The 13,606-nt window shown below is 45.9% G+C and carries 11 protein-coding genes and 1 pseudogene; all 12 read right to left on the bottom strand.

From position 1 onward, the window contains the following. Positions 1-143: 143 nt before the first annotated feature. On the bottom strand, positions 144-1,505 hold the full coding sequence (locus BUB35_RS04630; protein WP_072849641.1) for an APC family permease: 1,362 nt from the start codon (positions 1,503-1,505) through the stop codon (positions 144-146). Between the two features lie 305 nt (positions 1,506-1,810). Continuing rightward, positions 1,811-2,392, bottom strand: a complete 582-nt coding sequence (locus BUB35_RS04625) for a nucleotidyltransferase family protein (RefSeq protein ID WP_072849639.1) — start codon at positions 2,390-2,392, stop codon at positions 1,811-1,813. Further along, positions 2,389-4,665 (bottom strand): xanthine dehydrogenase family protein molybdopterin-binding subunit, encoded by a 2,277-nt coding sequence (locus tag BUB35_RS04620; protein WP_084730570.1) that lies wholly within the window; start codon positions 4,663-4,665, stop codon positions 2,389-2,391. The genes BUB35_RS04625 and BUB35_RS04620 overlap by 4 nt, the downstream gene beginning before the upstream one ends. Before the next feature lie 2 nt (positions 4,666-4,667). Further along, the gene (locus BUB35_RS04615; protein ID WP_072849681.1) at positions 4,668-5,129 is read right to left on the bottom strand and encodes a (2Fe-2S)-binding protein; all 462 of its coding nucleotides are present in this window, start codon (positions 5,127-5,129) and stop codon (positions 4,668-4,670) included. After that, a pseudogene (locus BUB35_RS20065) lies at positions 5,129-5,926 on the bottom strand (FAD binding domain-containing protein). Before BUB35_RS20065 ends, BUB35_RS04615 begins: the two are co-directional and overlap by 1 nt. A gap of 327 nt (positions 5,927-6,253) precedes the next feature. Further along, on the bottom strand, positions 6,254-8,146 hold the full coding sequence (locus BUB35_RS04605) for an ABC transporter ATP-binding protein (protein WP_242949203.1): 1,893 nt from the start codon (positions 8,144-8,146) through the stop codon (positions 6,254-6,256). Positions 8,147-8,154: 8 nt separating this feature from the next. Beyond that, complete coding sequence (locus BUB35_RS04600; protein ID WP_072849633.1) at positions 8,155-9,903, bottom strand: ABC transporter ATP-binding protein; 1,749 nt, start codon at positions 9,901-9,903, stop codon at positions 8,155-8,157. Between the two features lie 39 nt (positions 9,904-9,942). Next, the gene (locus tag BUB35_RS04595; RefSeq protein WP_084730569.1) at positions 9,943-10,395 is read right to left on the bottom strand and encodes a MarR family winged helix-turn-helix transcriptional regulator; all 453 of its coding nucleotides are present in this window, start codon (positions 10,393-10,395) and stop codon (positions 9,943-9,945) included. A gap of 202 nt (positions 10,396-10,597) precedes the next feature. Next, positions 10,598-11,053 (bottom strand): phage holin family protein, encoded by a 456-nt coding sequence (locus BUB35_RS04590; RefSeq protein WP_072849629.1) that lies wholly within the window; start codon positions 11,051-11,053, stop codon positions 10,598-10,600. Then, a complete protein-coding gene (locus BUB35_RS04585) occupies positions 11,054-11,482 on the bottom strand; it encodes a hypothetical protein (protein ID WP_143158942.1) in 429 nt (142 codons plus the stop codon). After that, positions 11,431-11,724, bottom strand: a complete 294-nt coding sequence (locus BUB35_RS18825; RefSeq protein ID WP_143158941.1) for a hypothetical protein — start codon at positions 11,722-11,724, stop codon at positions 11,431-11,433. Before BUB35_RS18825 ends, BUB35_RS04585 begins: the two co-directional genes overlap by 52 nt. 648 nt (positions 11,725-12,372) lie before the next feature. After that, a complete protein-coding gene (locus BUB35_RS04580; protein WP_002576318.1) occupies positions 12,373-13,584 on the bottom strand; it encodes a tyrosine-type recombinase/integrase in 1,212 nt (403 codons plus the stop codon). Positions 13,585-13,606: the final 22 nt, after the last annotated feature.

Genomic DNA, 13,606 nt, shown 5'->3' with positions numbered 1-13,606 from the left:
TGAAACGGCTGCCTTCAGAAAAACGCACATCAAACAAAATCTCAGTAAACATGAAAAAGCTGAAATCCCCCATATAACAAGGATTTCAGCTTTTTTATTTTCTTATGAAAATGCCCCTAACACAGCGGCTTTTCTTCTATATCTTATGAAATCTCTTCTTTTTTCTTGCCCTTCAGAACGCATCCCAGCACCATAGCCACAAGGAAAATAATACCGTAATAAATAATCTTTTCTCCCAGAGAAACAATGGCAGCCAGCACCATAAACAGACTGGCGCCAATGCCCAAAATAGGCATGATGAACCGCTGCAAAACAGGCAGTTCCTTTTCCTTCCGTATGTGCATGAAGAAAATGGGGATATACATGAGGTAAATGGTGATGATAGGCAGTTCAGAGCTATCAAAACTGAAATTGCCAAACCAGGATGTTTCCACCAGGTTTGCCCCATAGAAATAAGTCAGCCACAGGGCAGCCATGAATACGCCCATAATAGCGGAATTTGTAGGCATATTGGTCACCTTGTCCACGTTGCTGAAGATATGGGATGCAGGACCTTCTCCCCGGTTTGCCATAGCATAAAAACTGCGGGTACATGCCATCATCAATCCGTTCAAAGTCCCAAAGCAGGAAATGACAACAAATACAAACAGCAGTGTTCCCCCAACATTGGTAAATACTGTAGAAAAGGCAATTTTTGCGCCGGTTTCGCCGCCAGCCATAATGACTTCATTTTCTACAGCTCCCGCCAGACCTACATAATACAGAGCATACACAAACACAACGAAAACAGAACCAAACATCAATGCACGAGGCAGGTTCTTTTTGGAGTCCTTCAATTCCGCGTTAATGCTAGTGGCACAAATCCAACCCTCATAAGCAAAACAAGTACCTACCACTGCCGTAAACAAAGGATTTCCGCTGACTTCCACAATGGCGCCGCTGGTAAAATTCTGTATCATGACACCGTTTCTCAATCCATAAATGGTGCCTACCACCGCCATCAATCCCAAAGGAATCAATTTTGCCACAGTGGTGGTTACCTGAAATTTTCCTGCCAGTTTCGGAGAAATGGCGTTAACGGTAAAACTGCCGATGAGATACAGTCCTGCAAGAGTCATTGCCTGGGGACCGGCGATATCCCATCCCAACAAAACTGCCGTATATCTTGCCGTTACCCATGCCACCACAGAAGTCATGGCAGGAAAATAAATGACTGCCATAAACCAGGCGAAATAGTATCCATATTTTCTGCCCACCATTACTTCCGCATAATCCACAACGCCACTGACTTTTTCGTAACGGGTTGCCATAACGGCGAAGTTATAGGCGCAGATGATCATCACCAGTCCCCCCAGAAACCAGGACAATATGCCTAAGGGCAGATCGCCGCCTGTGGCCAACAATACCTTTTCCGCTTTGAAGAATACGCCGCTGCCGATGACAATGCCCACAACCATGGCAATGGCAGTCAGCAGCCCGTACTTCTTCTCCAGTTCTTCTTTCACACCTTTTCACCCTTTCTTGCTTCGACGCGTGTTCGCGTCAACGCTTTTATGCTTTGTTATGCGAAAGTAAAGATACCATTTTGTCATGACAAAATCAAGTTTTCAGACAGAAATGCATTGTTCTTTTTGCTATACATCATGCACGATATAGGATAAAAATATAATTTTTACACGATTTTTTAAAATACAACTTTCTTTTTATTGTAATTAAGCCGATATCAGACAAAATAATAGCGTTATTTGATGGAGTTTCTTCCTATTATATATATGTATTTTTCGGCAAACAAAAAAGAGAGTTCTATTTTTCAGAACTCTCTCAAATCTTTTTTCTCATCTATATCGTAGAAAGCTTTTTCCTCTGCACAGTCAAAGACAAATACCTGCTCCGGTGATGCCAGCAGGATTCTTTTGCCGCCCTGATCTCCTTCCAGTGAAAGGAGCTGCTGCACATACTCCCCGGAAAAAACAGCAGGATTTCCCCACACCCCCTGGTGTGCCATACAGCCCATGGCTTTGCCGGAACGGAGAAAGCCTTCTATAAACGCCCCCAGATCTTCCTGTTTTAAAAATGGCTGATCTGCAACGGAAAACAGGTAAGCACAATCCTCTGATACGCCCAAATGCCTGATAGCACAATGAATAGAGGATGCAATGCCTGTTTCCGCCTTTGGATTCCAAATCACTTCCGCCTTCTCTCCTGCCAATTCCTGTCGAATAGCTTCATGGGAAGTGACCACCACCAGACGCTCCTGCCGCTTTTCTGCCAACGCCGCCATGCGTTCCAGACTGTAGCAGTAGAGTTTTTTCCCATTGACGGGATAGAGCAGCTTATTTTCCCCGAATCTTCTGCTCAATCCCGCCGCCAGTAATATCCAGTGGATTTTCATTTATCCATCATGCCCATAGCGATTTTTTCCGGTGTGATGGGCAGTTCTGTAAAGCGCAGACCTGTTGCGTTATAAATCGCCTGTGCAATGGCAGGTGCCGGTGTATTGATCACGATTTCCCCGATGGATTTCGCACCAAAAGGTCCTGTAGGTTCATAGCTGCTGTCAAATTCCACACGCAGTTTGCCCATATCCATACGAGTCGGGATTTTGTACTGCATCAAAGAATTTTCAGCCAGTTCACCTTTTTCGTTATAGGTGATATTTTCATGGAGTGCCATACCGATGCCCTGTACCAGACCGCCTTCTACCTGTACTCTTGCCAGATTGGGGTTCACAACGGTACCGCAGTCTACCACTGCCGCATAATCAATAAGTTTCACACTGCCTGTTTCAGGGTCAACTTCCACTTCCACGGCACCAGCCATGAAAGGCGGAGGAGAAACAGGTGAAGAATGAGCTTCTGTGGCAAAGAGGGCATTTTCCCCTGCGCACATGATGGCATTGCCGATGTCTTTCCGGCTGATGCTGCTGCCGTCTTTCAAGCTGTATACTTTTTCCCCGTCAAATTCCACATCATCTACGGAGCAGCCCAGTTTTTCCGCACCGTATGCTTTCATTTTATCCACCAGTGTCTGGCAGGCTTTTACAGTCGCCATACCTGTCACATAAGTGGTGCTGGATGCGTAAGAGCCGCTATCGTAAGGAGAAACGTCTGTATCAACACCATAAACGATGATGTCATCCACAGAGCAGTCCAGACAATCCGCTGCCATCTGGGACAGAATGGTGTCACAGCCAGTACCCATATCGGATGCACCAATGGTCAGAGCATAGAAACCATCGTCATTGATCTTGATGGAAACGGAACCAGTATCTACGCTGGAAATACCGGAACCCTGCATAGCCATGGCAATACCAACGCCGCGGATTTTGCCATCAGGCATGACACGGCAAGGATATTTTTCTTTCCAGCCGATCATTTCCGCTGTTCTTTCCAGACAACGATCCAGTGTACAGCTGTTTGCTGTTTCGCCGTAGTATGCGTGCATCACGTCGCCTTCTCTGGTCAGGTTCATTTCACGCAATGCCACAGGGTCCATGTTCAGCTTCACTGCCAGTTCATTGATGGCAGATTCCACAGCGAAAATACCCTGTGTTGCGCCATAACCACGGTACGCACCTGCGGACATTTTATTTGTATAAACAACATCATACTGGAAGCGGAATGCTTCTGCCTTGCTGTACAGAGGGATGGATTTATGACCGGACAGACCAACTGTCGTAGGACCGTGTTCCCCGAATGCCCCTGTATTGGACAGTGTTTTCACTTCGATACCGCGGATATGACCGTCTTTGTTGGCACCGATGCGCACTTTGATTTCCATTTCATGTCTGGGAGAAGAAGCAATGAGACTTTCTTCTCTGGTATAAATGATTTTCGCAGGTCTGCCTGTTTTCAGTGTAACAATAGCGGGATATACTTCCGCTACAACCGTCTGTTTCGCGCCGAAACCGCCGCCGATTCTAGGTTTGATGACACGAATCTTGGATTTGGGAATATCCAGTGCGTTAGACAGGATACGGCGTACATGGAAAGGCACCTGTGTGGAGCTGATGATGTTCAGTCTGCCGTAAGTATCCATCTGGGTATAAGTACGGAATGTTTCCATCATGGTCTGCTGTACAGCTTTTGTATGGTAAGTGTTTTCCACAACAACATCACTTTCCGTAATGACTTTATCCACATCGCCATGTTCTTCCAGACCGCTTGCACACAGATTGCGCTTGTTGTCTGCGCCTACAGGGCAAAGTGCCTGCCAGTTATCTTCAGGATGCACCAGAATGGGATTATCCTTTGCTTCGTGGAAATCCAGCACAGGTTCCAGCACATCATATTTTACTTTAATGACTTTCATTGCCTGATCTACGGCTTTTTCTGTTTCCCCTGCCACAATGGCAACAGCGTCCCCAACGAAACGGACACGTTTGTCCAGAATCAGTCTGTCATAGGGGCTGGGTTCGGGATATGTCTGCCCTGCCATGGTGAAACGCTTCTGAGGCACATCTTCATAAGTCAGAACGCAAACGATACCGGGCAGTTTTTCAGCGATATCTTTTTTGATTTCCAGAATTTCCGCATGGGCATGGGGGCTGCGCAGCACCTTTACCACCAGGCAATCCTTAGGCGCAATGTCATCAGTGTAAACAGGTTTGCCTGTTACCAATGCCATGGCGTCTTTTTTCCGAATGGGCTGATTTACATATTTCATTCTCATTTCGCCCCTTTCTTGTAATCCAGATAGGCATGAATGGCACGGAGCTGACCTTCATAGCCGGAGCAACGGCAAAGATTGCCGGAAAGGTATTCCCGGATTTCATCGTCTGTGGGATTTTCCATTTCCTTGCACATTGCCAGTACATTCATAATAAAGCCGGGGCTGCAGTAACCGCACTGTTCTGCCCCCTGATCTGCCAGAAATGCGCCAAATTCTTCCGCTTCTTCCTGACAGCCTTCCATAGTCACCACTTCATGACCGTCCGCACGAACTGCCAGTGTGGAGCAGGACAAAACGGGCTTGCCATCCATCAGTACCGTACACAGACCGCAGTTGGATGTTTCGCAGCCTCTTTTGACGCTGTAACAGCCGTGGTCTCTGACAAAATCCAGCAGAGCCATATCTGGTGCCACTTCAGCAGTCACATTTTTTCCATTGAGTTTTACAGTAATCTGCATCATTTGTCCCCTCCCATGAGCTGTTTCAGTCCTCTTTTCACCAGAACGCCTGCCACATGTCTGCGGTATGCGCCGCTGCATCTGGTATTGTCGGCAAAGTCCATGCCGTTCTGTACTTTGGACGCAAAAGCTGCCAAATCTTCTGCTGTCACTTCCGCTTTTGCCAAAATACCTTCGCTGTCACGGACTACAACAGGCTGACAAGGTCTTGCACCGATGACCGCATAATAACCTTCTGCGTCTTTTGTCACTGCGCAGGAAACCACAGGAAAGTCTGTTTCTGTGTTTCTCTGGGACAGGTATACGGTTTCCAGAGGTGTCTTTTTGATGATGACACGCACCAGAATATCGTTATCTTTTTTCATTTTTGCGAAATCTGCCAAAGGCATTCTGCCCTGTTTATACAGTTCCACGTCGCAGTCCAGCCCCAGCAAACAGCAGAGAATATCGGAAAAACCGAATCTGCCGTAAATGCTGCCGCCGACTGTTGCGCAGTTACGCATCTGCACCCCTACGATATGGCGCAGGCTTTCTTTCACCGCACCTTTTGTTTAAGCGTCAATGCCTTTGTGAGTTTCCAGCTGACGCAGGGAAACCATACATCCCACTGAAAATTCCTTTTCATCCTCTGTAATTTCGTCCAGACCCAAACCGGACAGATCGATGGCTGTCTGGATGTTCTTTCTGCCCAGACGCAGCCATACGCCGCCGCCAAATACCACGTTTGCCTTTTTCTGATTCAATTCGTATGCTTCTTCCAGACTGGAAACTTTCACATACTCCCGAATGGTAAACATGTTGTTCCTCCTTCCACATTCCTTCATGTATCTTTTCCGGCAAAACACCCTGTTTCTGCCGTTTTTTTCCTCTTTTTCGCTTTTCTCGTAAAAAAGCACTATTGCTTAGTATATCATCCAAAAGTACCTGCCGCAATGCTTTTTTCGGAAAATCTTCTTTTATGATACCATATTCTCTGCAAAAAAACAGGCTCTGTACAAATTTCCATACAAAAAAGAGCATGCTTTCAAAAACAGCAATGGCTGAAATGTTTCCGACAAAAAGAAAATAGCTGGAACCCTTTGCATTACAAAGATTCCAGCTATCTTTTCTGTTCCTATGAAAACTTATTCCAGTTCAAAGGCACCCGTATAAAGCTGATAATATTTGCCTTTTTCCGCAATCAAATCTTCGTGGGTACCACGTTCGATGATGCGTCCATGTTCCAGAACCATGATAACATTGGAGTTCTGAACCGTAGACAGACGGTGGGCAATGACAAATACAGTTCTGCCTTTCATGAGGGCATCCATACCTCTCTGTACAATGGCTTCTGTACGGGTATCGATGGAGGATGTTGCTTCGTCCAGAATCATAACGGGAGGATCTGCCACCGCCGCACGGGCAATGGAGATGAGCTGCCGCTGACCCTGAGACAAACCGGAGCCGTCACCGGAAAGGATGGTGTTATATCCGTTGGGCAGCATCCGAATGAAGCTGTCGGCATTGGCAAGCTTTGCCGCCGCAATACATTCTTCATCGGTAGCATCCAGTTTTCCGTAACGGATGTTGTCCATAACGGTACCTGTAAACAGGTTGACATCCTGCAATACAATCCCTAAGGAATGACGCAGATCTTCTTTTTTGATCTTATTGATGTTGATGCCGTCATAACGGATTTTACCGTCGGCAATATCATAAAAACGGTTGATCAGGTTGGTGATAGTGGTCTTGCCGGCACCAGTTGCGCCAACGAAAGCCACTTTCTGACCGGGTTTTGCATACAGACTGATGTTGTGGAGGACGATTTTTTCTTCTGTGTAACCAAAGTCCACATCAAAGAATCGTACATCCCCTGTAAGCTGGGTATAAGTGATGGTGCCATCTTCATGAGGATGTTTCCATGCCCACAGACCTGTATGTTCGGGGCATTCCACCAGTTCGCCGTTATCGTCATATTTTGCGTTTACCAGTGTTACATAACCGTCATCGGCTTCTTCTTCTTCATCCAGCAGTTCAAAAATACGTTTCGCACCTGCCAGCGCCATAACAACAGAGTTGATCTGCTGAGAAACCTGGCTGATGGGAGCAGAAAAGCTCTTGGACAGCTGCAGGAAAGAAGCAATGGCGCCCAGTGTCAAACCGCCGATGCCGTTTACTGCCAGTGCACCGCCGACAATGGCAATGAGCACATACTGTAAGTTCCCCAGGTTCATCATGATGGGCATGAGGATATTGGCATACTGGTTGGCTTTGGTAGCGTTTTCACACAAAGCCGCATTCTTTTCACGGAAAATTTCTTTTGCTTTTTCTTCATGACAGAAAACTTTGACAACTTTCTGCCCGTTGATCATTTCTTCGATATAACCATTCACATCGCCCAGTGTTTCCTGCTGTTTGATGAAGTACTTCCCACTGTGGCTGGCAATGAATTTGAATACCTTCATAATGAAGAATACCACAATGGCTACCAGAATGGTCAGATATACGCTGGTGTAAAGCATAGCACAGATAACCGCCACAATGGTCACGATAGAAGAAAACATCTGTGGTACGCTCATGGAAAGCATCTGACGCAGGGTATCTGTATCGTTGGTGTAACGGCTCATGACATCCCCATGGGTATGGGTGTCAAAGTACCGGATCGGCAGCCGCTGCATGTGGGAGAACATTTGGTCACGGATTTTCTTCAAAATCCCCTGAGAGATGGAAACCATGGTACGGTTGTAAAAGAGTGTTGCCAGAATACCAATGAGGTAAATGGCAGCCATAGTCAGCACCGCCTGAAACAGTCCCGCAAAATCAGGAGAAGCTGTTTTCAGCAGTGGTGTGATATAATCGTCAATAACTACCTGCAGGAACAGGGAACCTGCAACGCCTGCCACCGCACTGATCAGAATACAGATCAAAACAACGGTAAAACGCAGTTTATACTCTTTCAGATAGCTGAGCAAACGGTTCATGGTGACTTTGTCCATTTTTGCCCGTCCGATGGGTACGCCACGTCCGGGACCTCTCATATGTCCACTCATTCTTCCAGTCCCCCTTTCTGCTGAGATTCATATACTTCACGATAGATTTCATTATTGGCAAGGAGTTCCTCATGGGTGCCCATGCCGTTGATTTTACCGTCATCCAATACCAAAATCAGGTCTGCGTCTTCTACGGAAGAAATACGCTGTGCAATGATAATCTTTGTGGTATTGGGGATTTCTTCCCGGAATGCCATACGGATGAGGGCATCTGTTTTGGTATCTACGGCACTGGTGGAGTCGTCCAGAATCAGGATTTTCGGTTTTTTCAGCAGCGCTCTGGCAATACACAGACGCTGTTTCTGACCGCCGGAAACGTTGGTACCGCCCTGTTCGATATAGGTATCATAACCGTCAGGGAAGGTCTGGATAAATTCATCCGCCTGTGCCAGCTGGCAAACGTGACGCATTTCCTCGTCGGTTGCGTCCTCTTTGCCCCAACGCAGGTTGTCTTTGATGGTGCCGGAGAACAGTACGTTTTTCTGCAGTACCATGGCAACTTCTTCTCTGAGGGATTCGATGTCGTATTCTCTGACATCTCTGCCGCCTACTTTGACAGCACCTTCTGTGGCGTCATACAGACGTGGAATCAGCTGTACCAATGTACTCTTGGAACTGCCGGTACCGCCGATAATACCTACTGTCGCACCGGAAGGAATTTTCAGATTTACATTATCCAGACAAAGTTTGTCGGCATTTTTGCCGTATACGAAATTGACATGGTCAAATTCGATGCTGCCGTCTTTGACTTCATAAACAGGGTTTTCCGGGTTATGCAGGTCGCTTTTTTCATCCAGAATTTCTTCCGCTCTTTCCATGGATGCGTAAGAAATGGTAATCATAACGAATACCATGGAGAACATCATCAGACTCATAAGGATCTGCATGGTGTAAGAGAACATACTGGTCAAGTCCCCTGTGGTCATGCCCACAGCGGGGTTGTTACCGGAAGCCACAATGAGTTTTGCACCCAGCCAAGAAATCAGCAGCATACATCCATATGCGCAGAACTGCATCAAAGGCGCGTTGAACGCCAGAATTTTTTCTGCTTTGGAGAAGTCCTGATAAATTTCTTTGGAAACGGAACAGAATTTTTCTGTTTCATGGTCTTCACGTACAAAAGATTTGACTACGCGAATGCCGTGCAGGTTTTCCTGTACAACGTTGTTCAATTTATCGTATGTGCGGAATATCCGTTCAAAGATACGTTTCGCATTGGAAATGATAATTACCAGACCAACTGCCAAAATGGGGATGGCAATAACGAATATGGGTGCCAGATGGGAATTGATCTGGAAAGCCATAAACAAAGCAAAAATCAACATGATCGGGCAGCGCACCGCTACACGGATGGACATCATGTACGCGTTCTGGATATTGGTAATATCTGTTGTCAGACGCGTTACGATACTTGCGGTAGAGAACTTATCAATGTTGGAGAAAGAATATTCCTGTACCTTGTTGTACATATCTTCACGCAGGTTCTTTGCAAAGCCCGCAGAAGCCACTGCCGCGTATTTCCCGGACAGTGCGCCAAAGGTAAGAGAAACAATACAGAAGATGACCAATGCAAGACCCATTTTCAGGATGTACTGCATGTTACCTGCCTCAATCCCAAAGTCGATGAGGTTTGCCATCAACATGGGAATGATAACTTCCAAAATGACCTCACAGGTCACGAACAGCGGCGCCAGTAAGGAACTGGTTTTATATTCCCTGACGCTGCGAAGCAACTTTCTAACCATTCCAAAACCTCCTTTTTTGTTCGAAAGCATATTGGGTTCTTAACATAAAGTTTCCTTTTCTGTTTCTTCCATATTATGCTCCAGTTTTTTCAAAAGAAGCAGCAGTGTATCCATTTCTTCTTCTGTGAAATTGCGATACAGCTTTTCTTCCAGCATATGCGCATGATGGACGGCTGCTCCATGGATTCTGCGTCCATAATCTGTCAAAACAATCTGTTTCAGACGAGCATCATCATGAACAGAAAGGCGTTCAATCATGCCTTTTTCTTCCATCAAACGCAGCACTTTTGAAACCGTGGAACGACGTACAAAAAAATGATTTTCCAAATCACGCTGATAAACAGGTTCTTCATGCTTAGTCAAATATTCAATGACGATCATGTTATGCCCCGAAATGGGTTCCTGCAGCTTTTCTGTATTCATCGCATCCAGTTCACGAAAAAACAGATTGATTACTTTTTTCATCAACAATACCGGCTTATCCTGCATCATTTTTTCCCCCTTTAATATTGTTAGCCGTCGAACTGTTTTACATGAAACATTATACTGGTTTTCTGATAAATGTCAACGACCTTTCTTGGTTCTAATGAAATTCTCATTTTTCTCAAAAATCATCTTTTCTTAAGGCAAACTGCGACAATTATCTGCCAAAAAGCAATCTTCACTCAAAAAAATAGCCGGAACCCTTTCTGGTTCAAGGATTCCAGCTGTATCGTTTTCTTATAAAATTTCCTCTTTTTCTTCCTCTGGTTCTGTTTGTTCTTCTTTCGGAATCAAACGCCAAAGCCCAAACAGAAAATAAAGTCTGGCACAGAACATCATAACGCCCGCAAGGATGAACATTGGTCTTACATTCAGCGTCATACCGCAGGCTACAATGGAAATAGCGTACAACATCAATAATATTTTCCGCCGGATCCATAGACCTTCTTTTTCCTGCAGCTGCAAAATGCCTGTAGCCAAGCCGTAAAACAGCAGCGCAGATGCCAAGCGCTGCCGTCAACCCGCCTTTCTCTGCCATCATCTTTTTGGCGCAGTATGCCAAAATCAGATAAGCTGCCCAATTGGGCAACAGATTGACGATACCAATATGCACATCAAAGAAAAGAAGCACCATGGCAAAAAGCATCCAATTTCTGATGTTTTTCATTTACATGTCTTCTTTCATGTGCAGAATACGGTAAATCTCCAGTATATTCATATCCGGCGTATATTTCATGCTGTCATACAGATAGGCACATACTTTTTCTCCTTTGGCTGTTTCCATTTCCAGCACAGGCACCACATCAATGACCATATGGGCACGGTTGTCCTTCTCCGTCAGAGATAATTCTGTTTCCAAAGAAAGGGTATCCCCCTGCTGATAGGACGCTGGAAACGTCATGGGCTGTCCTTCCCCGTCTTTTACCATCAGCAGATCGGAAAAATGATTTTCCATGGGCATACGAATGCCTGTTACCGTCAAATCTTCCGGTACCTCCATGGAATAAGAAGCATCTGTATCCCCTGCGCCCATCCCTGACCATGTCAAAGCCTGTTCTTCCTGCGCCGCCAGAAAACGTACCTCTCCGATGTCCACAGGCGTTTCTGTGCCGTCAGACCACTTGACCTGCATCTGAGAGTCAGGATTACATTGCTCAAATCTCCTACACGGTCTGGAACGTCGAAATCCACCCACATTTCATTCCAGGTATACATGCCATTCCCCTGCCATTGCTCAGTATCTATGACTTCAAAAATCTCATCCTCCCCCAGTTCCGGGCAGGTAATTTCCAATGGCTGGCGTTTTTCGTCTGCATTGGTGATGTAATAAAATCCCATATGGGAAGACTCCTCTGCCGTAAAAGCATAGGCGTGGGTCAAAAAATCGGTTCCTGTAAATAAGCCAGGCGAAAAACAAAAAAGTTCAGTACAAAAACCAGCACAATGACTCCCAGAATCATTGTCAGCTCTTTTTGTTTCTTCATGTACTTTTTTGCCCCTTTCCTCTTTGTTTCTATCTATTTTTCAGAATATCAGAAATCAGATCAAAAAAATACTGATTTTTCAGGATTTTATGGAATTGTATGTAAAAAATACAAATGAAATCCATAGGATGGGATTTATATGCACGAAAAAAAATCCCGAAGACCCATAGGATCTTCGGGATAAGGTTCCCAGATAAGTAATTATCTCTTGGAGAACTGTCGTGGCGTTTAGAAAATATGCCTGTGGCATATTTTTAGCTGCGACCGCAGCAGCTTGCCTGCGAGGACCCTCTGTTCTCCACAAAAAAATCCCGAAGACCCATAAGATCTTCGGGATGATGTTCCCAGATAAATGATTATCTCTTGGAGAACTGAGGAGCACGTCTTGCTGCTTTGAGACCGTATTTCAATCGTCTGAGCGATGATTTTCCTTGATATTCCGGGCTTTTTTGAGCCTCGGCCCCTCGGTTGTCCTATTCCTTAACCAAAAAACAGGCCACTTTTACGAGGGGACAGCTTGATGAAATGCAGAATTTACTACATCGAATAGCTGTTCTGGTTTATTATACTTTACTCTTGCATAGATGTCCATAGTTGTCTTGCTGTTCTCATGTCCGGCAAGGTACTGGACCGTCTTGGGGTCAACACCTGCATACAGAAGATTGGTGATGTAGGTATGCCGCAGCAGGTGCGGTGTCACATCGAAGTCCAGGCTATACACAATGTTGGGATTGTTTTTCTGATGTCCTCCCAGACTCGGCTGAACAGTGTACTTGATGCTCTGTCCGTTCACATACTTATAATAGGTACGCTCCTTGGTAGACCGAACAACGATGTACTGCCAGACACGTTTGAACTGCGAATATGACAAGGGCTGTCCCTCACTATCGGCAATCACATATTCCGATTTGGAGGCAGCCTTGGCTTCCCGCAGACAATTCACAAGGCATTTGGGAATGGGAATATCCCTTCTTGCTGCTTTCGTCTTAAGCGTTGTAGAGATAACCGGTCTGTTATGCTCTGATCGCCATGCGCGCCGCACAGAGATATATGGAGTGGGTGCATCGAGGAACACACAATCCCATTGCAAGGCGAGAGCTTCTTCTCGGCGCAGACCGGCATATAAGCCGATCATGGTAAACAGATACGGCGGAAGTCCTTTGACGGTTTCCAGCAGCACTTCCACCTGCTGGTCTGTCAGCGAATCTTTCTTTTGGGTCGGTTTCCCTCCTTTTGCCGAAATCCCCTCACACGGATTGTATTCCAGCAACTGGCTCCGCTCTGCCGAGTAAAAAATGCACTTGAGGAGCATATTCACCGTATTGTGCAGGCTCTCGGACTTATTGGACAATGGGATCAGCGCCAGACGAATATCATCCGCTGTTACTTCCTCCATATACATATCTCCCAAAGGCTTGATAATGTAGTTCTTCATATTGGAGGCGTAGCCCTTCAGTGTAGCCGGCGACACTTTTGCGGATTGCATCAACAGCCACTTCTCACAATACTCGGCCACAGTAGGATGCTCCCGGTGGAAGATGATCTCCGCTACCTGGCGTCTCGCCTCCTGCTCTTTATCGTACAGTTCCTCGCAGGTAGTCCCATACAAGCTCACCTGCTTGCCGTCTGCGTCCAGAATCCGGGTTCTGTAATACAGGACACCCTTTCGTGTGACGGTTCCATATTGAGGTATGTTTTTTTTCTTCTTTGCCATAATTAATTTCCTTTCTCGCGTG

The sequence above is a fragment of the Anaerotignum lactatifermentans DSM 14214 genome (assembly GCF_900142265.1).
GTDB lineage: Bacteria > Bacillota > Clostridia > Lachnospirales > Anaerotignaceae > Anaerotignum > Anaerotignum lactatifermentans.
The sequence above is the reverse complement of the archived record's forward strand: the minus strand, read 5'-3'. Positions and strand labels throughout refer to the sequence as shown.